The sequence below is a fragment of the Streptomyces sp. NBC_01428 genome, assembly GCF_036231965.1.
GTDB lineage: Bacteria > Actinomycetota > Actinomycetes > Streptomycetales > Streptomycetaceae > Streptomyces.
The window spans coordinates 2,872,315-2,895,257 of the sequence record NZ_CP109499.1 but is presented as its reverse complement, the minus strand read 5'-3'; the positions used below and the strand labels follow the sequence as shown (position 1 = coordinate 2,895,257).

Sequence of the window (22,943 nt, the reverse complement as noted above, 5' to 3'; positions counted from 1 at the left end):
CCTGCACGACAGAACCCCCGGGCATCGCCCGGGGGTTCTGTCGTACGCGGGGTGTGGACCGGGGCCGCCGGCCGTCGGGTGGGTCAGGACAGCTTGAACGTGACGACCTGGTGGAGGGCGTTGTCCTGGGTCAGGAACCGGCCGCCGATGCTCTCGGCCATCCGGTCCGACGTCGTCTCGTCCGTGTTGAGCGACAGGACCTCGGTGACACCGTCGCCGTCGAGGTCGGCCGCCAGCATCTCGCCGCCGCCCGCGACCGTACTGCTGCCGAGGGCCGGCGCGTAGGTGCCCTCGGCCGTGTCGAAGACGCTCGGGTCGAAGGCGTAGACGCCGCCCTCGACCGCGCCGATCAGGAGCTCGCGGCCGCCGGGACCGGTCGCGAGACCGCCGCCGAGGGCTGTCGGGATGGTGAAGACCATGGAGTCGGTCGTGCCCTCGCCGCTGTACCGGCGGTAGGACGCCGCACCGGCCTCGTACAGGCTTCCGTTGCCGGTGAAGAACCCGTGGTGCGTCCACAGACCACCGGCGGTGGCGCCGTGCAGCACCTCACCGGTCCGGCCGTCGCGGATCTCCACGTAGTTGAACAGGCTGTTGCCGTCGGCGGCGTCCGCCCCGGCGTGCGCCATGATCTCCCACACGTAGGCGACCGCGTGGCCGCCCGCGTACGGGATCTCCTTCGAGGCGAAGACACCGTCGTTCGGGACGGCGGCGTGGACGACGCCGTCGGTCGAGTCCGCCGGGGCCGTCGGCACGACGTCCCACTTGGCCTTGCCGGTCATGGCGTTCAGCGCGACCGCGGCCACCGCCGGCTTGTCCAGGTTGATCGCGTCGACGCTGGTGTACGAGGCGTAGACCCGCCCGTCGCCGGACGACGGGTCGGTGAAGACGACGTCGCCCGCGCTCTCGGGCGCCGTGTACGACCACAGCTTGTGGCCGTCGCCGTAGTAGGCGTCGAGGCTGTTCGTCGGGACGAGGATGTCCAGCTCGCCGTCGCCGTCGAGGTCGGCCAGCCTGACGGAGCGGACGAACCGGCCGCCGCCGTCGATGGTGGCCAGCGTCTTGCCGGTCCTGCCGTTGAGGACGACGACCGCGGTGTCGGCGGCGACGACGACCTCGGGCCTGCCGTCGCCGTTGACGTCACCGGTCTCGATGCCGGTGACAGCGCCGGGCACCGTGGCCTGCCACAGTTTCTCCGGCTTGCCGGTGACCAGCGACGGACCGGAGTAGGCCCACACGCCGTCCGACGAACCGCCCATGACGACGTCGGACGTGCCGTCCTTGTCCAGGTCGACGGCCTTCGCGTGGGAGATGTCGGCCTGAAGCGGCGTCAGGCTCTCCTGCTTGCCGTTGCCGAGCCGGTAGGTGCGGATGTTCTGCGTCTGGTCGACCACCCGCACATGGGTGCCCCGGTCGTCGGCGAAGACGTCCTGGTACATCGGCGAGGCGCCGAGGCCCTTCTCCTGCCAGCCGACCTCGCCCTTGGCAGTGAACACGGTGAGCGTCGCGAGGCGCGCGCCGCCGGGGTTCTCGGCCGAATCGAGCTTCTCGTCGTCCTGCGCGGCGGTGACGAGCCTGCCGTCCACCATCTGCAGGCGCCAGATGCTCGCCCCGTCCTTGAAGTTGTCGGCGGCACGCTTGACCGTGTTCGACCACAGGACCTTGCTCGGGTCGGTGCCGTTCAGCACCCGGACCGTGCTGGCGTTTACCCAGAGGTCGTTGTCCAGGGAGGACTCGGCGACCGCGTACTCGTCGCCCGCCTTGGCGGTGAGGTCACCGATCGTGAGCGCGGTGGGCAGCACGTTGGTCCGGCTGTCCAGCGTCGCGCGCCGCCCGGTCCGCGTGTCGTACGCGGCGATCTCGTAGCCCACACCGTCGGTGGATTCGGCCTGTTCGACGGCGACGAGCCGCTTGCGGGCGGCGTCTACCCGCAACTGGCGGCTGTACAGCATGCTGTCGGTCTGCCAGGTGACCGAGCCGTCGGCCAGGTCGAGGGCGAGGGTACGGCCGCGAGGGGCGACGCTCGCCGTCTCGGCCCGGTCCCAGGAGACGGCGACCTTGCCCTTGCCCAGCTCCTGGATGTCACCCCAGTTGGCCTCGCCGGCCTCCTGGGTGTCGTACGTCCACGTCGCGTCCGCGGTCAACTTCCCGCCGGCGTACGAGAACCGGGTGCCGGTCAGCTTCGCCGTGTCGGCGACCGGGGAGTTGAGACTCATCCGCGGCGCGTCGGCGACGAGCAGCGTGCCGTCGACGATCTTCACCATGGAGGCGTAGTTGTAGAGCTTCGACCAGAGCGTCGCGCCGGTCCTGCCGTCGACCACGGTCACGAACGTGCCGGTGGGCAGCGACGATCCGGGCGAGGTGAACGGACGGTAGGGCGACGAGCCGACACTGGCGGTGAAGACCAGGTCGTCGGTGCCGTCGCCGGTCAGGTCACCGGTGCTGAATCCGGAGTCCGAGGTCGACGAGAACGGCGAGACCGCGTTGTAGCCCATCAGGATGCGGGCCGGATACGGCTCGGTCTGCCACGGGCGACTCGGCTTGACCTGCCAGTCGGCGTACAGCGAGGCGTTGGTGCGCTCCCACACCGGACTGCCGTCGGCGGTGTGCCGCTGCACGTTGCCGAGCGAGTTGAGGGTGAAGTAGTCGCCCTTGGCGCCGACGGGCACGGTCGCGCCCATGCCGCGCACACCCTCCAGCGCCGAGGTGCCGGTGAAGGTGACCTTGGTGGCCGGGTCGGCGTCGGTGGCCGCGTCGCCCAGTTTCGAGCCGCCGCCGGAATCCGTGGCGGACCCGGTGCCGTCGGCCGCCGCCTGCGGCTGGTCCGCCGGCTTCGGACTGATCCGCGTGGCGTCGTCGCCGTACGCGTCGAGCGTGACGTGGGCGGCGAGCGTCCTGGCCTCGGCGCTGGTCAGCTTCATCGCGCCGTCGCCGTCGTCGGCGGCCAGCGCCTGCGGAGCGGCGCTCAGGCACAGCCCCGCCGCGACCAGGGCGGAGGCCAGCCGAAGGCCCCTGCGCGAGTGGTGGGCTCTCATCACTTGGCTCCCTGCGTGAAGCGGACGGCCGAACCGTCGGTGACGACCGGCTGGTCGTAGGAGTACTGGAGGGCGTCGCTGCCGGCCTGGTTCTGGATGCCGACGGTGGCGCCCGCGCCGTGGTCGGCGACCGACTTGTACTGGAGGGTCACGGCGCCGGTGGCCTCGTCGAAGAGGACCTCGAAGGTGGCGCGGCCCGCGGTACCGGTGGCGTAGGCGGCGTCGTTCCACACGATGGCGAACGTGCGGCTGCCCTTGGTGCCGGTGATGGCCGTCTGCACCGACGACTTCTTGTCGAGCGTCAGGTCGTCCCAGAGCGGGGCGATGAAGCCGTTGGGGTTCCTGACCGTGGGCAGCGCGGTGTTGGTGTAGTCGCCGATCCGGGGGGCGAGGAAGTTCACCAGGCCGTCGGTGGTGACGGAGGCGGTCGAGTAGCCGACGCCGTAGTGCTTCACCGAGAACGGCAGCGTGATCGTCGTGGCGTCCTCGTCACCGCTCAGCGCGACCTTCTTGGTGCCCGCGATCCAGGAGTACGCGGCCGGCGCGCAGCTGTTGCCGCCGGCGTCGGAGCGGGCCGGGACGCGGACGTCCTTGGTCAGGTCGCCCGCGCCGACGGTGGCGGCACCGGAGTAGACGCCGTTGCACAGCGTCGGCGCGGCGGGCTGCACCGTGAGGGTGTAGGCGCCCTCGGCGATCTTCGGGAACGTGTACGCGCCCTTGGCGTTCGTGGTGACCGGGGCGGCGGGCGCCCCCTTCAGCTCGACGCTCGCGCCGGCCAGCGGCTTCCCGGTGACGTCCAGGACGGTGCCGGTGACCCGGTGGACGGCGACCGCGGTGAGCGCGAAGTCCTGGGTGACGGAACCGTTCTCGGTGACCGTGACGCCGGTGGCGGAGCCGTCCGCGTAGCCGTAGCCGCCGACACTGAGGTCGTACGTGCCCGGGGTCAGCGCCAGTGCGTACGAACCGTCGGTGCCGGTGGCGACCGTGCGGGTGCCGGAGATGGCGTTCGTGGCCTTGACGGTGACGCCGGACAGGGCGGCGCCGGTGGCCCGGTCGGTGACCTTGCCGGTCACGGTGCCCGCGGTGTGCGGGGCCTTGTCCACCGACGCCAGGATGTCGAGCTTGCCCTGGCCCCAGACGTTGTTCATGTCGGCCGTGCCACCGCAGTGGGTGTCGTCGACGTCGCGGGCGCCCTCGTTGAGCAGGTCGCGCGTCTCCTCGATGTTGCCGATGAGCGACGGGGCCGCCGACCACAGCAGCGCGACCGCGCCCGCCACGTGCGGGGTGGCCATCGACGTACCGGACTCGGTCTTGTACGAGGAGCCGGGCCAGGTCGACTCGACCGCGACGCCGGGGGCCGAGATGTTCGGCTTGGCCGAGCCGTCGACGAGCGAGGGGCCGAAGCCGGAGAACGAGGCGATCCTGCCGGTGGAGTCGTACGCGCCGACGCCGTAGGAGGTCTCCTGGGAGCCGGGCGCGTGCGCGGTGGAGCAGGTGACGCCGTCACCGTCGTTGCCGGCCGCGAACGCCTCGAAGATGCCCGCGGCGTTCCAGGACTCGACGATGTCCTGGTAGAACGTCGTGTCGCCGCCGCCCCACGAGTTGTTGACGATGTTCGGTGCCAGGTCGGGGCGTGGGTTCTGGCCGGTGTGGTCGGTCGGGGCGAGGATCCACTGGCCGGCCGCGAGCAGGCTCGCGTCGGAGCAGGACGACGCCTCGCAGCCCTTGGCGGCGATCCACGTGGCGTTCGGCGCGACGCCGATGCCGTGCTTGCCGACCATCGTGCCCATGGTGTGGGTGCCGTGGCCGTTGTTGTCGCACGGGGTGCCGTCCGCGGGGCAGGTGCCCGACGGGTCGTAGAAGTTGTAGTCGTGGGTGAACGTGCCGTCGCCGTTGTTGCCCCGGTACTGGGCCACCAGGTCGGGGTGGTCGTACTGGACGCCCGAGTCGACGCTGGCGATCACGATGCCCTCGCCGCGGGTGCCGTACTTGTCCCAGACCTGGTCGGCCTTGATGTCGGAGACGCCCCACTCGGGGGTGTCGTCGCCGTTCGCGGAGGAGTCCGTGCGGGACGTGGTGATCTTCGTGTCGGCGGTCCGGACGTCGTCGAGCTGGTACGTCCGCGCCTTGACGACGGACGCGACGTCCGAACGCCGGGCCAGCTTCGCGACCAGGTCCTGACCACCGGTCACCTGGACGGCGTTGGCGATCCAGTAGTCGGTGTGGCCGACCTTCGCCCCGTCGAGGAACGAGTCGATCGACTTCTGGCTGGTCCGGGCGTGCGCGCGCAGTCTGCTGTACGCGGCCTCGGCCTTCGCCGCGTGGGACTTCTTCTTCCTGGCGGCGGACAGGTCCGCCTGGTCCTTGAGGACGACGAAGAAGGTGGCGTCGCCGCCCTTGGCGACGGCGGTGGACAGGGCGGAGTCGACCTTGGCCGACGGGGTGGTGCCGGAGTCGGCGGCGGCTGCGGGCAGCGGCGCGGTGAGCAGGGCGGCCGCGGTGATCGCGGCCGCCGCCCAGACAGCGTGTCTGCGCCGAGGCGGTCGGGGCAGGTGCATCGAAGTGCTCCTCCAGGAACGGAACGGGGGAGCCCGGACGCTAGGCAGGGGCCGTTACTCGGGCATTACAGGGCCGCGGGAACGGCCGTCGGGCGAACACTCCCCGGCCGGAGCGCGAACTCCCCCTGCGCGCCGGTGCCTTCCCGCCACGCCTCGCTCCTTTGCCCGTTCTTTACAACCCGCCCCCGCGCTGCCTCGTCTCTCCGCTCGATCCACACCACAGCCCGCCGTCACCACCGGCGGGCGGACCGACGAAAGAGAGCCACTCATGCGAACCGTCCTCAGTGCCACGGCACTTGCGTGCACCGCCGTGCTGGCGGGCGCGCTGCCCGCGTTCGCCGACGGGCCGTCCCCGGTCCCCTCGACCCGGCCCACGGTCACCTCCGCACCCGCTCCGGCGAGCACCTCGCCGAGCCGGACGCCCTCCGCCGTCCCGAGCGCCGAGCCCACGCGGGCGCCCGCCGGGCGCCAGGTGTCCGTCCGGCCGAGCGGAGCGCCCGACACCGGCGTGACGGCCTCGGGATCGGGCTCGTCCGGCGGACAGGGCGGGCTCATCGGCGGCGGCGCGGTCGCGCTGTTCGCCGCCGGGGGCGCGACGTTCCTCGTCGTACGGCGCCGCCGGGCCACCGGAGCATGACCGCCCTCTCCAGGCGCGCGTTCACCGCCGTGGCCCTGGCCACGCTGCTCGCGGGCTGCGGCGGCTCCCCGGACGGCCGGGACCCGGCCGAGGCGAACGCCACCGGCCGGAGCACGGCCGAACGGCCGGGCGGCGCAGCGCCGTCCGCGTCGGGCGGCGCCCGGCACATCCGGGCGCTGGGCCGTTCGGTCCCGGTCGGGCTGCGGATCCCCGCCATCGACGTCGACACCCCGGTCATGCGGCTGGGGCTGGCAGCCGACGGCAGCGTTCAGGTGCCGCCGGTCGTGGCGCACGACCGGGCCGGCTGGTACCGCCACTCGCCGACGCCGGGACAGACCGGCCCCTCGGTGATCCTCGGCCATGTCACGGTCGGCGCGTACGGGGACGGTGTCTTCCGCCGGCTCGCGCGGCTGCGCCGGGACGACCGGATCGAGGTGCGCCTGGAGAACGGCACGTCGGCGGTGTTCGCCGTCTCCTCCGTACGGACCGTCGCCAAGGCGGAGTTCCCGTCCGACGCGGTCTACGGAGACGTGGACCGCCCGGAGCTGCGGCTCATCACCTGTGGCGGCTCCCGCACCGGCGACGGCTACGCCGACAACGTGATCGTGTTCGCGGCGCTCCGCTCCGCGAGCCCCTGACGCCCGGGCGGACGCTCCTCGGTTCCCGCCAGGTGCCGCGTGGCCGTCCGTCGCACAACCGCCGCACAACCGCAGGGTCCCCCGGGGCCCCGAGGCGCGATCCTGGGCCGATGGACCGTACGTCCGCGGCCCGGGATCCCGCCCCTCGCATTCCGTCACGACCATGGAGAGTGTTGAAAGGGTCCCGCGAGAAGGCAGCGTCCGAGCTGTTCGCCGCCCTCTACCCGCGCCTCGCCGGCTGGTGCCGCCGTCTCGTCGACGACGACGGCACCGCCCACGAGATCGCCTCGGAGGCGTTCACCCGGCTCTGGGCGCGCTGGACGACCGTGGCCGAACCCCGCGGCTTCCTCTACGTCACCGCGGCCAACCTCGTGCGGGACCACTGGCGCAAGCTGGAGCGCGAGCGCCGGGCCGTGCACCGGGCGACCACCGAGGCGGCGCTCGGCCCGCCCAACGAACAGACCGACCCCTCGGTCCGGCTGATCGTGCAGTCCCTGCCCGAACGGCTGCGCGTCCCGATCTTGCTGCACTACTACGCTGACATGCCGATCCGGGAGGTGTCCGTGCTGACCGGGCGCAAGGAAGGGACCGTCAAGGCCGATCTCCACGCGGCCCGCGAACTGCTCCGCGCGCACCTGAGGAGAAGCCTTGATCACACACGCTGACGACGGCCCGGAGTTCGAGCCCGACGACCCGCTCGCCGTCATCCTGCGACCCCCCTCCGACCTGCTCGGACCCCCTGCCGGCCGGTACGAGGCCATTCGCAGGGGTGCGGCCCGCCGACGGCTGCTCCGGGCGTCGCTCGGCGCCGGGCTCGCCTGTGCGGTCGCCGTGCTCGTCGCGCTGCCGCTCCGGGCGGCGCAGTCCGAGGGCCCCGCCTCGCCGGCGGTCCCACTGGCACCGCCGCCCGCGAGCAGTCCGTCGACCGTGCCCGAGCCGGCGCCCTCGCAGCGGAACGAGAGTCCTCGGCCCAGTGCGAGCGACCCCACCGGGCGGACCCCGTCGACCTCGGCCCCGAGGACCGTGCCCACCCCGCGCGGTCCGGCCCGTTCGTCCGCCCCCACCCGGAGGCCGTCCGCGACTCCGACCTCTGTCTCCGTTGAGCCCTCGGCTGCCCGGACCGGCGTCGGTCCGACGCCTTCGAGTGCGGTGCGGAGGTAGCCGGAAGGGGTTCCGGAGGCGCCGCGAGCCGGGGGAGAGGGCCCGGCGGCCCCGGTCGGGAGAGGGTGCCGCGGCCGGCTCATAAAGCGGTCCTTGAACACCCATAAGGCAGCCTTATGAGGTCATAGCCCGGACCCGCCTACTGACTTAGGCTTGCCTTAGCTTAGGCTTCCCGTCGAGCCCCCTGCCTCTGCCCGAAGGGAACCTGATCATGCCTCGCCCTCTGCGGGTAGCCATTGTCGGAGCCGGCCCCGCCGGAATCTACGCCGCCGACGCGCTCCTGAAGTCCGCAGTGGCCGCCGAGCCCGGTGTGTCCATCGACCTGTTCGAGCGCATGCCGGCCCCGTTCGGCCTCATCCGCTACGGCGTCGCGCCGGACCACCCCCGGATCAAGGGCATCATCACGGCCCTGCACCAGGTGCTCGACAAGCCGCAGATCCGCCTCTTCGGCAACGTCGACTACCCGCGGGACATCAACCTCGACGACCTGCGCGCCTTCTACGACGCGGTGATCTTCTCGACGGGCGCCACGGCCGACCGGTCCCTCGACATCCCGGGCGTCGACCTCGACGGCTCGTACGGCGCCGCCGACTTCGTCTCCTGGTACGACGGCCACCCCGACGTCCCGCGCACCTGGCCGCTGGAGGCGGAGAAGGTCGCCGTCCTCGGCGTCGGCAACGTCGCGCTGGACGTGGCGCGCATCCTCGCCAAGACCGCCGAGGAACTGCTGCCCACCGAGATCCCGCCGAACGTGCACGAGGGGCTCAAGGCCAACAAGGCCCTGGAGGTCCACGTGTTCGGCCGCCGCGGTCCGGCGCAGGCGAAGTTCAGCCCGATGGAACTGCGCGAGCTGGACCACTCGCCGAACATCGAGGTCATCGTCGACCCCGAGGACATCGACTACGACGAGGGCTCGATCGCCACCCGGCGCGGCAACAAGCAGGCCGACATGGTCGCCAAGACCCTGGAGAACTGGGCCATCCGCGACACCGGCGACCGCCCGCACAAGCTGTTCCTGCACTTCTTCGAGTCGCCGTCCGAGATCCTCGGTGAGAACGGCGAGGTCGTCGGCCTGCGCACCGAGCGCACCGCCCTCGACGGCACCGGAAACGTCAAGGGCACCGGCGCCTTCAAGGACTGGGACGTCAGCGCGGTCTACCGGGCCGTCGGATACCTCTCCGACAGCCTGCCCAAGCTGCCCTGGGACGTCGACTCGGGCACGGTCCCGGACGCGGCCGGCCGGGTGATCGAGGAGAGCGGCGAGCACCTCCGCTCCACCTATGTCACGGGCTGGATCCGGCGCGGTCCGATCGGTCTGATCGGTCACACCAAGGGCGACGCCAACGAGACGGTCGCGAGCCTGCTCGACGACCACGCGAACGGCCGTCTGCCCGAGCCCACTTCGCCCGACCCGGCGGCCGTCGACGCGTTCCTCGGCGAGCGCGACGTCCGTTTCACCACGTGGGACGGCTGGTACCGGCTGGACGCCGCGGAGAAGGCGCTGGGCGAGCCCGAGGGCCGCGAGCGCGTGAAGCTCGTCGAGCGCGAGGACATGCTGAAGGCGAGCGGCGCCTGAGCCCTGCGGACCCCGGGCAGGGGCGGTTTTGAACACGTTCAACTCGGAGCGTAGGCTCCGGGTATGAGCGACAGAGCCGCCCTGCTCAAGGGCATCCGCGCGTGGCTTGTCTTCTTCGTCGTCAGCCTGGTGCTCAGCGGCGCCACGGCCTTCCCCCTGGTGCACGAACTGCACTGGACCGAGGACCTGTTGCGGTCCCTGTCCGTGCCGGAGCACCTGCCCGCCCTGACGGACTGGATCGAGCGGGTCCGCCGCGGCCTCGACACCGCCGACGCCGACTACCCGTTCCTGCTCTACGGAACGGACTGGCTGGCCTTCGCCCACCTGGTGATCGCGGTCGCGTTCTACGGCCCGTACCGCGACCCGGTCCGCAACATCTGGGTCGTCGAGTTCGGGATGATCGCCTGCGCGGGCATCGTCCCCCTCGCCCTGATCTGCGGACCGGTCCGCGGAATCCCCTTCTGGTGGACGCTCCTCGACCTCTCCTTCGGAGTCCTCGGCGTCATCCCGCTGCACGTCGTCCGGAAGAAGATCAAGCGCCTGGAGGCCCTCACCCCGGACCGGGGGAGCGCGCCGGTCCCGGCTACCTGAGCGCCGCCATCGCGATCCGCTGGGCGACCGGGTTCATCGTCTCGCCCTTGGCGTCGGTGGAGCCGACCGAGTAGACCAGGGTGCGGGACAGGTCCCGGGTGGCGCCGACGACCGTGCTGTAGCCGTACCGGGCACCCGACTTGATCCAGTACACCCTGCCCTCGTACGCGAAGCGCTGGAGCCCGGCGCTCATGTCGGCGCCCTCGATCCCGGCGGGCACGGTGAACATCTCCTTCAACTGCCGTGCCGGGACCAGGTCTCCGCGGAACAGGCGCGTGATCAGCCGCTCCAGGTCGACGGTCGTGGAGATCATGTCGCCGGCCGCCCACCGGTCCGCCTGGTTCCAGTCGGTGACGTCCACGAACTCCGTCGTCCCGTCCGGCCGCCGCACCACCTGGTAGCCGTGGTTGTGCGGCCCGTGGATACGGGGGTCCGTGCCGGGGAAGCAGGTGTCGCGCATCCCGGCCGGCCGGAGGATCCGCCGCTCGGCCTCCCGCGCGTACGGGTGGCCGGTCACCTTCTCGATCAGCAGGCCGAGGATCGTGTAGTTGATGTTCAGGTAGTCCTGGCGGGTGCCCGGCGAGAACTCCGGTCCCTTCGCCACCGCCGACGCGACCACCTGGCGTGGAGCGAGCGTGTCGAAGCGGTGCGCGTACGCGTCCGCGAAGTCGTCGCCGAAACCGTCACCCGCCTGGATGCCGCTCGTGTGGTTGAGCAACTGCCTTACGGTGACGGGCTCGAAGGTGGACGGCAGGAGCCCGGGGAGGTACCTCTGCACCGGCGTGCCCAGCCCGATCCGGCCCTCGGCGGCGAGCTGGAGCACGACCGCCGCGGTGACGACCTTGGTGGTGGACCCGGCACGGAAGCGGGCGCCGGGGTCGGCCGCCCGGCCGCTCTCCAGATCGTGCACGCCGGCGCTGCCGCGCCAGTGCCCGTCGGTACCGCCCACCCGGACGAGCGCCGCCGTCGCGTCCTGGTCGGGAAGTCCGGCCAGCGCGGCCCGCAGCGCGTCGGCGTCGGGTCCGGCCGACGCGCGGGCCGGCGAGGCCGAAGAGACGGCGGGAGAGGCGAACGCGGGGACTCCCAGCGGCCCGGCGGCGAGGCCGAGACCGAGAGCGGCGACGAGGACAACTGCCGGACTGCGTACGGGCATCGGGTCTCCTGAGGAAGCGGCCGGAGGGAACGCCCTCATCCTCCGGTCGGCCGAGATCCCTGTGATCCTCATCAGGAAGGGTGCCGTCCCCGGTCTCCGCACGGGGGTCTCCCTTAGGGAAACGCGCCGTCGGGAGGGGTGGGACAGGCGTCCCGTGCCGGTCGGAGCCGCTGAGTCGTCGGCCGGCCCCCAGCGGACCGGCCGAAGGACCGCGGGTCAGATGGGGGAGCAGCCTCGGCTCCCGCCGCGCGGTCAGCCGTCGCGGAGGGCGACCAGGGTGTCGATGCGGTTGGTCGTGACGGAGTCGACGCCCGCGGCGACGAGGCGGCGCATGGTGCGCCGGGTGTCCGGGGTCCACACCGACACCAGCAGACCGTCCCGGTGGATCCGGGCCACGAGTTCCCGGTCCACCAGCCCGAAGCGGTAGTTGAGCGAGCGCGGACGCACGGCGTCGAGCAGTGCCGGGCGCGGCGGTGCCAGCGTCGTCCAGGTCAGCGCGATCTCGGCGGACGGGTCGACGGCGCGGACCGCGAGCATCGCCGGGGCACCGGCGCAGTAGTACACCCGTTCCTGTGCCCCGCACGCGCGCACCACGTCCACGACCTCGCGCACGGCCTTCTCGTCCACCGGACCCGGCAGATCGACCATGATCCGGTGGTCGCCGGTCGCCCCGAGTGCCTCCGCCAGCGTCGGCACGCCGCCTCCGGTCAGGCCCTTCACCTCGTCGGAGGACAGCGACCGCAGCGGACGGTCGTGCCCCCACAGCCGGTTGAGCGTGTCGTCGTGCAGCAGCACGGGCAGGCGGTCCCGCGTCAGCCGTACGTCGATCTCGACGGCGTCCGCGCCCCGGTGGAGCGCGGAACGCAGCGAGTCGATCGTGTTCTCACGGACGCGATAGGGGTCGCCGCGGTGGGCGACTGCGGTCACGGTGCGCATGCGCCCATTGTGCTGGGTCAGAGCGCCAGCCATGTCGCGGCATACGTGTCGATCTCGGCCGCGAGCTTCGCCTTGCCGGCCTCGTCGAGGAACGACGCCTCCACCGCGTTGCGGGCGAGCGAGGCGACGCCCGCCTCGTCCAGGTCCAGCAGCCGGGCGGCGACCGCGTACTCGTTGTTGAGGTCGGTGCCGAACATCGGCGGGTCGTCGGAGTTGACGGTGACCGTCACCCCGGCCGCCACGAACTCCTTGATGGGGTGCTCGTCGAGGGTGCGGACCGCCCGCGTGGCGATGTTCGAGGTCGGGCAGACCTCCAGGGCGATCCCGTGCTCGGCGAGATGGGCGAGCAGCTTGGGGTCCCCCGCGGAACTCGTGCCGTGCCCGATGCGCTCGGCGCCCAGGAAGTTCAGCGCGTCCCACACCGTCTCCGGGCCCGTCGTCTCACCGGCGTGCGGCGCCGACCGCAGACCCGCCGCGATCGCGCGGTCGAAGTACGGCTTGAACTGCGGCCGCGGAACGCCGATCTCGGGGCCGCCGAGCCCGAAGGACACGAGCCCCTCCGGCCGCAGCCGGTCGTCGGTCGCGAGCCGCACGGTCTCCTCGGCGGCCTCCAGACCGGCCTCGCCCGGAATGTCGAAGCACCAGCGCAGGACGACACCCAGCTCCGCCTCGGCGGCCCGGCGCGCGTCCTCGATCGCCTCCATGAAGCCCAGTTCGTCGATCCCGCGCCGGGTGGACGACCACGGCGTGATGGTCAGCTCGGCGTAGCGCACCTGCTGACGCGCCATGTCCCGGGCCACCTCGTACGTCAGCAGCCGGACGTCCTCCGGTGTGCGGATCAGGTCGACGACGGACAGGTACACCTGGATGAAGTGGGCGAAGTCCGTGAACGTGAAGTAGTCGGCCAGTGCCTCGGGGTCGGTCGGCACCATCGAGTCGGGGTGCCGGGCGGCGAGCGTGGACACGATGCGCGGGGAGGCGGATCCGACGTGGTGGACGTGCAGTTCGGCCTTGGGCAGTCCGGCGATGAAGGAGTGCAGGTCGCGGACGTCGTCGCGTGCGGTGATGTGCTGGGTCAAGGGGTTCCTCCCCGGAACGGCGTCTCCGGACGGTGCTCGGCGGGACGCGGGTGATCGGCTGATCGATGACTCGGGATCATCGTAGGCCGCGGCCCGGGGAGGGCGGGCCCGGCCTGTCCGGGACGGCCGGGCCACCGTCGACGGGCAGGCCGTCGTCCCGTGGAGATCCACGGGACACGCCCGGGCCGTAGCATGTCGGCACGCAGAAGAGAGGGGACTTCGCGCATGTCCGAGGACGCGAGGACGCCGGAGACACCACGTGACGACGACGCGTGGACACCGACGGCTCAGGGGAACGGTTGGACCGCGCCGGCGGAGCGTGAGAACGCCACGCGGGCCGATGACGGCGCGCGGTGGGTGGACGGCGCGGCCGGTGACGGCCCCCAGTACGCCGTGACCGGTGAGCCCGGCGACGGCCGGGAACAGACCCCGCCCCCGGCGGACCGCGCCCCGGCCGACGGGCCGGGATCGTCCGTGCCCGCCCAGGGAACCGGGCCGTTCGCCGCTCCGGGCCGCGCTGCGGGCTCCGCGTCCGGTGGACCGGGCCACGCTTCCGGCTCCGCTGCGGGTCAGGCTCCCGCCCCGCAGGTCTCCCTCGGCAAGGCCGGCGCCGACCGCCGGCAGGAGACCAACCCCTGGGCGCCGCCCGAGGACGACACGTCCGGCCGGAGCGCGCGGGGCGGCGGAAGCACCACACCCCCTCCCGCGTACGGGCTGCCGACGATCACGTCGCTCCCCGGCACCGGCTTCCCGCCGGGACCCGCGGCTCCCGGCGGCCCCGTCCGGGACAACCCGTTCGCCGCTCCCGCGGCGCACACGCCCTATCCGCAGCCCGGTCCGGGCGAGCCCGTGCCTCCGCCGCCGATAGCCCCCGGCGGTCCCGGGCACTCCCCGTACGGCTACGGCTATCCGCAGTATCCCGGCGGCGGCCCGTCCCCGTACGGAGGCGTGCCCGGCTACGGCTGGCCCGCGGGGCCGCCCGCCCCGAGCAACGGCCTGGGCACCGCCTCGCTCGTCCTCGGCATCATCGCCGCGGTCCTGTTCTGCGCGTGGCCCCTGGCGATCGTGCTCGGCATCCTCGCCGTGATCTTCGGCGTGATCGGCCGGGGCAGGGTCCGCAAGGGCGAGGCGACGAACCCGGGGCAGGCGCTGGCCGGGATCATCTGCGGGTCGGTCGGCATCGTGCTCGGCATCGCGCTCATCGTGGTCATCGTCGCCCTCCCGGACGATGTCGGCAGCGACGACTCGGGCGGGTACGACGGGTTCTCCACGTCCCTGGTCACGCGGCAGAGGTAGGCGGGGTACCACCGGGGCGGGCCGCCGGGCCGGACGCCCGTCCGCTGCTCGTCCGGTGCCCGTCCTCGGACGGTGACGCCGGGGTCGCCGGGGCCGACCGCGGTTCGCCCTCCGTGACCGCCGGTGTTCCCTTGCCCCCGGGGTGGCGCAGCGCGATCAGATAGCCGATGCCGAGCGCGATGGCCATCCCGTAGAAGACCCACTGGTTGGCCTCGGCGAAGTCCATGCGCACGCTCGACATCGCGTCGCGCGCGGCGCTGGCGGCCGGCCCGGTGCCGGTGGGCGTCCGGGCGTCGCCGTTGCCCGTGACCGCCTCGGCGATGTCCTTGGCCACGCCGTTCGCGGTGTCCGACGACACCCCGCGCGACGTGAGCGTCGACACGACGTTCTCGGTCGTCCGGTGCGTGAGGATCGTCCCGAGGACCGCCAGGCCGACACTCGCCGCGTAGTTGCGGACGGTCTGCGTGATGCCGGTGACCTCGCCGTACGAGGCCCCGATGGCCCGGTTCACGGCGTCCGTCGAGGCGGGCGCCAGGATGAAGCCGATACCGGCGCCCGCGAGGGCCACGTAGGGCCACTGGTCGTGCATCGACAGATCGGTCAGCTTGTTGGCCCACAGGGCGAATCCGACGGCGCCGACGATGGTGCCGATCTTCATCGGCCCCCGGGCTCCCTGCTTGTCCAGCATGCGGCCGCCCCACTGCGAGGCGATCGCGAAACCCGCGAAGAAGTACAGCAGGTACAGCGCGGCCTGGTTGGGTGAGGCGCTCAGCGAGACCTGGGCGTAGACGGAGGCGAAGAAGAAGACCGGGACGAAGGCCAGCATCGCGAAGAACAGCACCAGGCTGTCCACGGTGAACGCCTTGTCGCGGAACACCGCGAGATTGACCAGCGGGTGCCGCCTGCCCCGTTCGTAGCGCCAGAACACGACGAGAACGGCCAGACCGCCCACGATGCAGGCCCAGGTCGCCGCGCTGTCCCAGCCCCAGGAAGCGGCCTGCTGGAAGCCCAGCACGCTCACCCCCATCCCGACGGCGATGAGGACGGCACCCACGCCGTCCAGCGGCTCGTCGCGCCGCCGGTTCGGGACGCGCGCCATCATCGTGAGGACGAGCGCCACGACGGCCACGGGCACGTTCACCCAGAAGATCGCCCGCCAGGTCCAGGACGTGAGCCAGCCGCCCAGCAGCGGGCCGATCGCCGTCAGAGCGCCGGACAGCCCGAAGAACAGCGCGAGGGCCCGGCCGCGCCGCTCCACCGGGAAGACGGCCACCACCACGGCCAGTGCTGCGGGGAACAGGAGCGCCGCTCCCAGACCCTGTGTCGCCCGGAAGATGATCAGCCAGGTCTGGGCGAAGTCCCCCTTGGGGACGCAGCCGCAGAGCACGGAGGAGATGACGAAGACCAGGGTGCCGACGATGACGACCCGGCGGGGCCCGAAGAGGTCCGCGAGGCGGCCGCCGAGGGCGAAGAACGCCGCCAGCGACAGCAGATAGGCGTTCACCACCCACTGCATGCCCGACGCGGACAGGCCCAGCTCGTTGACGATGTCCGGGGCCGCGATGGAGACGATCGTCTGGTCGATGAACGTCATCGACACCGCGAAGAGCATGGCCGCGAGGGCCAGCGTCTGGTTCGAGGTCCTGGGCGCCTGTTCAGCGGCCGCGCCCCGCGCCGAATGAGTGTCACTCACTTCTGCATTCTCAGCCGGTTGACGGGGTGCCGCATCCGCAGGACGATCACCGCACCCCCGACCCGCCCGCCCCCTACCGGAGCCGCTCCCGCGCCTCCATCAGCGCGAAGCCCAGCAGGTTCGGGCCCCGCCAGCGCCGGGGGTCCGAGGCGCCCTCGTCGGTCGCGGCGAGGCCGATGCCCCAGACGCGGTCCAGCGGGCTCGCCTCGACGAGCACCCGGTCGCCGGTGCCCAGCAGGAACGCCCGCAGCTCCGGGTGCGCCGCGAACTTGTGGACGCTGCCCTCGACCACGATCCCGAACCGCTCGCGCTCCCACACGGCGTCGTCGAATCCGCGCACCAGCCGGCCCGCCTTCTTGGCGAGCGCCGGGTTCGCCGCGTCCACCGCCTGCCGCTCGGCCTCGGCGTCCCCGAAGAGGCGCGCCTTGGAGGCCATCATCCAGTGCTCCGCCGTGGCGTAGACGACCCCTTCGACCACGAAGGGTGACGGCCACCACTGGCTGAGGCAGCTCGGTCCGACCTGTCCGTCCGCCCGCGCACGGTGCCCCCAGAAGTGCAGGTACTTCACCCGCGTCCCCGACTCGACGGTGCTGACCAGTGCGTCCCGCGTGGCGATCTTCCCCATGCACGCCACTCTGGCACGCACCACTGACATTCCGTCCCGCCTTTTCCAGCAGGACTCGACACCTGGTCGAAGGATTCCGTCGCGTAACCAAAAGGCAACAACGGAATCACTTGTTGGAGTCCCTTAGCTCTGTCAGGATCGGCACTCAAATCGAGCTGGAGCTACGCCGACCCCCGTTTCGACGGGGAGGGCGGCGGAGGAGAGCGACATGCACAATCCGGGCCATCGCTTCCAGGCGCAGGACCGCCTCGCCGGCGGAGCGCAGTACATCGCGGGACGTCTGACCAAGGGCACGTCCGGCCGCAGCCACGCGGTCGTCGACCCCGCCACCGGCGAAGAGGTGTACACCTACGAGCTGGCGGGCACCGCCGACGTGGACGCGGCCGTGGCCGCCGCCCGCGCGGCCTTCCCCGGCTGGTCGGGCGCCACCCCCGGGGAACGCTCCGACGCGCTGCACCGCTTCGCCGCCGTGCTCGCCGAGCGTGCCGAGGAGTTCGCCCAGGCCGAGTCCCTGCAGTGCGGGAAGCCCCTCAAGCTGACCCGCGAGTTCGACGTGCCGGGCACCATCGACAACACCGCGTTCTTCGCCGGCGCCGCCCGGCACCTCCAGGGCCAGTCGGCCGGCGAGTACTCCGGTGACCACACCTCGTACGTACGCCGCGAGGCCATCGGGGTCGTCGGTTCCATCGCGCCCTGGAACTACCCGCTCCAGATGGCCGCGTGGAAGATCCTCCCGGCGATCGCCGCGGGCAACACGATCGTCCTGAAGCCCGCCGAGCTGACCCCGCTCACCTCCCTGCTGTTCGCCGAGGCGGCCACCGAGGCGGGCATCCCGGACGGCGTGATCAACATCGTCACCGGCCTCGGCCGGGAGGCGGGCGAGCATCTCGTCGGACACCCCGACGTCGCGATGACCTCCTTCACCGGGTCGACGGCCGTCGGCAAGCGCGTCGCCGAGATCGCCACCTCCACCGTCAAGCGCCTCCACCTGGAGCTCGGCGGCAAGGCGCCCTTCCTCGTCTTCGACGACGCCGATCTGGAGGCCGCCGTACACGGCGCGGTCGCCGGCTCGCTCATCAACACCGGCCAGGACTGCACGGCCGCCACGCGCGCGTACGTGCAACGCCCCCTCTACGAAGCCTTCGTGGAGCGGACGGGCGCCCTGATGGCAAGCGTCCGCGTGGGCGACCCCTTCGCGGCCGACACCGACCTCGGCCCGCTCATCTCGCACGCCCAGCGCGACCGCGTCGCCGGATTCGTCGACCGCGCCCGCGGCTACGCGCGCGTGGTCACCGGCGGAGAGGCTCCCCAGGGAGCGCTCAAGTCCGGCGCGTACTATGCGCCCACGCTCGTCGCCGACGCCGGGCAGGACAGCGAGATCGTGCAGGCCGAGATCTTCGGCCCGGTGCTCGTCGTGCTCCCCTTCGACACCGACGACGAGGGCATCGCGCTGGCCAACGACACCCCGTACGGACTCGCGGCCTCCGCCTGGAGCCGCGACGTCTACCGCGCCAACCGCGCGACCCGCGAGATCAAGGCGGGCTGCGTCTGGGTCAACGACCACATTCCGATCATCAGCGAGATGCCGCACGGCGGTTACAAGGCGTCCGGCTTCGGCAAGGACATGTCCGCCTACTCCTTCGAGGAGTACACGCAGGTCAAGCACGTCATGTTCGACAACACCGCGGTCGCCAGGAAGGACTGGCACCGCACGGTCTTCGGGGACCGGCCGTAGCCGAACGACCGGCTACGGCCCTGTGGCAGACCAGGCCGCGACCACGGCCGCGACGCTTCCGAAAGGGCACCAGAGCATGGAGCAGTACGAGCCCGAACGCATGTCCCCGGTCCAACGGGCCGCCCTGCGGCGCAGCTTCCGGAACGGCAGGGCCTCCCTCAGCCGCCGTTCCCTGCTGCGCGCGTCGGCCGGCGGCGCGCTCGCCGTCGGCGGCCTGGGGGCGCTGAGCGCCTGCGGCATCCCGGCCGCGGGCAAGACCCAGGGCGGGGTCTCGGCCGAGGACCACTCGGCCAAGGAGAAGACGATCAACTTCTCCAACTGGACCGAGTACATGGACGTCGACGAGAGCGAGAAGCACCACCCCACGCTCGACGCGTTCGCCGAACGGACCGGTATCAAGGTCAAGTACACCGAGGACATCAACGACAACGTCGAGTTCTTCGGGAAGATCAAGCCGCAGCTCGCGGCGGGCCAGGACACCGGGCGCGACATCATCGTCGTCACCGACTGGCTGGCGGCCCGCCTCATCCGGTTCGGCTGGGTGCAGAAGCTCGACGCGGCCAACCTCCCGCACGCCTACACCAACCTGTCCGCCCAGTTCCGCAACCCCGACTGGGACCCCGGGCGCGCCTACTCCTATCCCTGGCAGGGCATCTCGACCGTCATCGCCTACAACAAGAAGGCGCTCGACGGCGTCGAGGTCCGCTCCGTCTCCGACCTGCTCGACAACCCCAAACTCAAGGGGCGCGTCGGCTTCCTCTCGGAGATGCGCGACAGCATGGGCATGACCCTCCTCGACATGGGCAAGGACCCGGCGAACTTCACCGACGACGACTTCGACGCGGCGATCGCCCGCCTCCAGAAGGCCGTCGACAAGGGCCAGATACGCCGCTTCACCGGCAACGACTACACGTCCGACCTCACCAAGGGCGACCTCGCCGCCTGTGTGGCCTGGGCCGGTGACGTCGTCCAGCTCAAGGCGGACAGCCCGGACGTCGACTTCCTCATCCCGGACAGCGGATACATCACGTCGACCGACAACATGCTGATCCCCAACAAGGCACGTCACAAGACGAACGCCGAGCGGCTCATGGACTTCTACTACGAGCCCGAGCCCGCCGCGGAACTCGCCGCCTACATCAACTACGTCTGTCCGGTCGACGGGGTCAAGCCCTATCTCGCGAAGATCGACAAGGACGCGGCGAACAACCCGCTGATCATTCCTGACAAGGCCATGGCCGCGAAGTCACACCCCTTCCGCTCGCTGAGCCAGAAGGAAGAGACGGCCTACGAAGAGAAGTTCGCGAAGCTCACAGGGGCGTGACCACGATGACGAATGACAACAGCGGCGACGTCCGCCTCTCCGGGATCAGCAAGACGTACGGCTCCTTCACGGCCGTGCACCCCCTCGACCTGACCGTGCCGCAGGGCTCGTTCTTCGCGCTGCTCGGCGCGTCCGGCTGCGGCAAGACCACCACCCTGCGGATGATCGCCGGCCTGGAGGAGCCCTCATCGGGCACCGTCATGCTCGGCGACCAGGACGTGACGAACCTGCCGCCCTACAAGCGCCCGGTGAACACGGTCTTCCAGTCCTACGCCCTCTTCCCGCACCTCGACATCTTCGAGAACGTCGCCTTCGGCCTGCGCCGGCGCGGCATCAAGTCGGTGAAGAAGCAGGTCGAGGACATGCTCGACCTCGTCCAGCTCGGCGAGCAGGCGCGCAAGAAGCCGCACCAGCTCTCCGGCGGCCAGCAGCAGCGTGTCGCCGTGGCCCGCGCGCTGATCAACCACCCCAAGGTGCTCCTCCTCGACGAGCCCCTCGGCGCCCTCGACCTCAAGCTGCGCCGTCAGATGCAGCTGGAGCTCAAGCGCATCCAGACCGAGGTCGGCATCACCTTCGTCCACGTCACGCACGACCAGGAGGAGGCCATGACCATGGCCGACACGGTCGCCGTGATGAACGCGGGCCGTGTCGAGCAGCTCGGCGCGCCCGCCGACCTCTACGAGAACCCGAACACCACCTTCGTCGCCAACTTCCTCGGCACCTCCAACCTCATCGAGGCCGAGGTCGACTCCCGTAGCGGCGACGAGATCGTCCTCCGGGCGGGCGGCGGCAAGCTGGTGCTCCCCGGGTCGCGATGTTCGGCGGACACCACGACCGGCGGCAAGCTGCTGGTCGGCGTCCGGCCGGAGAAGATCTCCCTCACGCACGCCGACGACGCGGGCGAGATACCCGCCGGCCGCAACCGCATCACCGGCAGGATCGCCGACTCCAGCTTCATCGGCGTCTCCACGCAGTACGTGATCGACAGCGCCGTCTGCCCCGAGTTCGAGGTCTACGCCCAGAACATCGACCGTGACTCCCGGCTCGCCCCGGGTGCCGAGGTCGTCCTGCACTGGAGCCCGGCGCACACCTTCGGCCTCGACGCCGCCCAGGACATCGACGCCGGTGTCGAGACGGCCGAGGAGGAGGCCGCCTGATGGCCACCGTCACCGAGGCGGAGGCGCCGCCGCTCGCGCCGCAACCCGCCAAGAAGCCGCCGAAGAAGCGCGGCCGGCTCGTCCCGTACTGGCTGCTGCTGCCCGGCCTGCTGTGGCTGATCGTCTTCTTCGCGCTCCCGCTGGTCTACCAGGCCTCCACCTCGATCCAGACCGGATCGCTGGAGGACGGCTTCAAGGTCACCTGGCACTTCCAGACCTACTGGGACGCGCTCGCCGACTACTGGCCGCAGTTCCTGCGCTCCGTGCTCTACGCCGGTGCCGCGACGATCCTGTGCCTGGTACTCGGCTATCCGCTCGCGTACCTGATCGCCTTCCGCGCGGGCCGCTGGCGCAACCTGATCATGATCCTGGTGATCGCGCCGTTCTTCACCAGCTTCCTGATCCGCACGCTCGCCTGGAAGACGATCCTCGCGGACGGCGGCCCGGTCGTCGGCGCCCTGAACACGCTGCACGTCCTGGACGTCACCAACTGGCTCGGCTTCACGGCGGGCGACCGGGTCCTCGCCACACCGCTCGCGGTGGTCTGCGGACTCACGTACAACTTCCTGCCGTTCATGGTGCTGCCGCTCTACACCTCGTTGGAGCGGATCGACGGACGGCTGCACGAGGCGGCCGGCGACCTGTACGCCCGGCCGATCACCACCTTCCGCAAGGTGACGTTCCCGCTGTCGATGCCGGGCGTCGTCTCCGGCACCCTGCTGACGTTCATCCCCGCCAGCGGTGACTACGTGAACGCCGACCTGCTCGGCTCCACCGACACCCGCATGGTCGGCAACGTCATCCAGACCCAGTTCCTGCGGATTCTCGACTATCCGACGGCCGCGGCACTCTCGTTCATCCTCATGGCCGCGATCCTCATCATGGTCACGCTCTACATCCGCAAGTCCGGGACGGAGGATCTGGTCTAAATGGCCTTCGTGAACTGGTTCAAGCGCCATCTCGTCGTCATCGGGGGACTGCTGACGCTCGGATACCTGCTGCTGCCCAACATCGTCGTGACGGTGTTCTCCTTCAACAAACCGAAGGGGCGCTTCAATTACGAGTGGCAGCAATTCTCGACGGACGCCTGGCGCGATCCGTGCGGGGTCGCCGACATGTGCGGCTCGCTCTCGCTCAGCCTCCAGATCGCCGTCTGGGCGACGATCGGCGCCACGATCCTCGGCACGATGATCGCCTTCGCGCTCGTCCGCTACCGCTTCCGCGCACGCGGCGCCGTGAACTCGCTGATCTTCCTGCCGATGGCGATGCCCGAGGTCGTGATGGCCGCCTCGCTGCTCACCCTGTTCCTCAACATGGGCGCTCAGCTGGGCTTCTGGACGATCCTGATCGCCCACATCATGTTCTGCCTCAGCTTCGTCGTGACGGCCGTCAAGGCCCGTGTCATGTCGATGGACCCCCGCCTCGAACAGGCGGCGCAGGACCTGTACGCCGGTCCCGCGCAGACCTTCCTGCGGGTGACCCTGCCCATCGCGGCACCGGGCATCGCGGCGGGCGCGCTGCTCGCCTTCGCGCTCTCCTTCGACGATTTCATCATCACCAATTTCAACGCCGGCTCGACCGTCACCTTCCCCATGTTCGTCTGGGGTTCGGCACAGCGCGGAACACCCGTTCAGATCAACGTCATCGGAACGGCCATGTTCCTCATCGCCGTACTCTTCGTCCTGGCCGGAATGGTCGTCGGCAATCGCCGCAACAGGCAAAAGGCATAACGCTCGAAAACCCTCGTAGGGA

At 71.2% G+C, this 22,943-nt stretch carries 17 protein-coding genes and 1 pseudogene; 11 read left to right on the top strand and 7 right to left on the bottom strand.

The window, feature by feature from the left end:
* Positions 1-83 precede the first annotated feature (83 nt).
* Entirely contained in the window at positions 84-3,032 is a 2,949-nt protein-coding gene (locus OG406_RS12370; protein ID WP_329185733.1) for an FG-GAP repeat domain-containing protein, read from the bottom strand.
* Complete coding sequence (locus tag OG406_RS12365) at positions 3,032-5,590, bottom strand: S8 family serine peptidase (RefSeq protein WP_329185731.1); 2,559 nt, start codon at positions 5,588-5,590, stop codon at positions 3,032-3,034. The genes OG406_RS12370 and OG406_RS12365 overlap by 1 nt, the downstream gene beginning before the upstream one ends.
* Positions 5,591-5,858: 268 nt before the next feature.
* Here OG406_RS12365 and OG406_RS12360 point away from each other — a divergent pair, with 268 nt between their 5' ends.
* The 5 genes from OG406_RS12360 (at position 5,859) to OG406_RS12340 (ending at position 10,193) form a co-directional block, all read left to right on the top strand.
* On the top strand, positions 5,859-6,227 hold the full coding sequence (locus OG406_RS12360; protein ID WP_327408834.1) for a sortase-dependent protein: 369 nt from the start codon (positions 5,859-5,861) through the stop codon (positions 6,225-6,227).
* The gene (locus OG406_RS12355; protein WP_329185729.1) at positions 6,224-6,865 is read left to right on the top strand and encodes a class F sortase; all 642 of its coding nucleotides are present in this window, start codon (positions 6,224-6,226) and stop codon (positions 6,863-6,865) included. Before OG406_RS12360 ends, OG406_RS12355 begins: the two co-directional genes overlap by 4 nt.
* Before the next feature lie 173 nt (positions 6,866-7,038).
* Positions 7,039-7,530, top strand: a complete 492-nt coding sequence (locus tag OG406_RS12350) for an RNA polymerase sigma factor (RefSeq protein WP_164371087.1) — start codon at positions 7,039-7,041, stop codon at positions 7,528-7,530.
* Between the two features lie 707 nt (positions 7,531-8,237).
* A complete protein-coding gene (locus OG406_RS12345) occupies positions 8,238-9,602 on the top strand; it encodes an FAD-dependent oxidoreductase (protein ID WP_164371058.1) in 1,365 nt (454 codons plus the stop codon).
* A gap of 63 nt (positions 9,603-9,665) precedes the next feature.
* Entirely contained in the window at positions 9,666-10,193 is a 528-nt protein-coding gene (locus tag OG406_RS12340) for a hypothetical protein (protein WP_266846506.1), read from the top strand.
* Here OG406_RS12340 and OG406_RS12335 read toward each other — a convergent pair.
* The 3 genes and pseudogenes from OG406_RS12335 to OG406_RS12325 form a co-directional block, all read right to left on the bottom strand.
* Positions 10,186-11,346: a serine hydrolase domain-containing protein gene (locus OG406_RS12335; RefSeq protein WP_267048661.1), complete on the bottom strand. Its 1,161-nt coding sequence runs from the start codon at positions 11,344-11,346 to the stop codon at positions 10,186-10,188. The two genes, OG406_RS12340 and OG406_RS12335, sit on opposite strands and share 8 nt — an antisense overlap.
* Before the next feature lie 252 nt (positions 11,347-11,598).
* Entirely contained in the window at positions 11,599-12,282 is a 684-nt protein-coding gene (locus OG406_RS12330) for a glycerophosphodiester phosphodiesterase (RefSeq protein ID WP_266616969.1), read from the bottom strand.
* Between the two features lie 17 nt (positions 12,283-12,299).
* Positions 12,300-13,496 (bottom strand): annotated as a pseudogene (locus OG406_RS12325) (adenosine deaminase).
* 90 nt (positions 13,497-13,586) lie between these two features.
* Between OG406_RS12325 and OG406_RS12320 the strand changes: the two are divergent.
* Positions 13,587-14,657, top strand: coding sequence for a DUF4190 domain-containing protein (locus OG406_RS12320; protein WP_329185723.1), 1,071 nt, complete (start codon positions 13,587-13,589; stop codon positions 14,655-14,657).
* Here OG406_RS12320 and OG406_RS12315 read toward each other — a convergent pair.
* Both OG406_RS12315 and OG406_RS12310 read right to left on the bottom strand, forming a co-directional pair.
* Positions 14,641-16,269, bottom strand: a complete 1,629-nt coding sequence (locus OG406_RS12315) for an MFS transporter (RefSeq protein ID WP_266849407.1) — start codon at positions 16,267-16,269, stop codon at positions 14,641-14,643. The genes OG406_RS12320 and OG406_RS12315 overlap by 17 nt on opposite strands.
* A gap of 154 nt (positions 16,270-16,423) precedes the next feature.
* On the bottom strand, positions 16,424-17,005 hold the full coding sequence (locus OG406_RS12310) for an NADAR family protein (RefSeq protein ID WP_164371061.1): 582 nt from the start codon (positions 17,003-17,005) through the stop codon (positions 16,424-16,426).
* Between the two features lie 178 nt (positions 17,006-17,183).
* Here OG406_RS12310 and OG406_RS12305 point away from each other — a divergent pair, with 178 nt between their 5' ends.
* From OG406_RS12305 to OG406_RS12285, 5 genes are all read left to right on the top strand, one after another.
* On the top strand, positions 17,184-18,710 hold the full coding sequence (locus tag OG406_RS12305) for a gamma-aminobutyraldehyde dehydrogenase (RefSeq protein WP_329185720.1): 1,527 nt from the start codon (positions 17,184-17,186) through the stop codon (positions 18,708-18,710).
* A gap of 76 nt (positions 18,711-18,786) precedes the next feature.
* Positions 18,787-20,034, top strand: a complete 1,248-nt coding sequence (locus OG406_RS12300) for a polyamine ABC transporter substrate-binding protein (protein WP_266846496.1) — start codon at positions 18,787-18,789, stop codon at positions 20,032-20,034.
* 5 nt (positions 20,035-20,039) lie between these two features.
* Positions 20,040-21,191, top strand: a complete 1,152-nt coding sequence (locus OG406_RS12295; RefSeq protein WP_203659633.1) for an ABC transporter ATP-binding protein — start codon at positions 20,040-20,042, stop codon at positions 21,189-21,191.
* On the top strand, positions 21,191-22,120 hold the full coding sequence (locus OG406_RS12290; protein WP_164371065.1) for an ABC transporter permease: 930 nt from the start codon (positions 21,191-21,193) through the stop codon (positions 22,118-22,120). The genes OG406_RS12295 and OG406_RS12290 overlap by 1 nt, the downstream gene beginning before the upstream one ends.
* Positions 22,121-22,921 (top strand): ABC transporter permease, encoded by an 801-nt coding sequence (locus OG406_RS12285; RefSeq protein WP_329185714.1) that lies wholly within the window; start codon positions 22,121-22,123, stop codon positions 22,919-22,921.
* Positions 22,922-22,943: the final 22 nt, after the last annotated feature.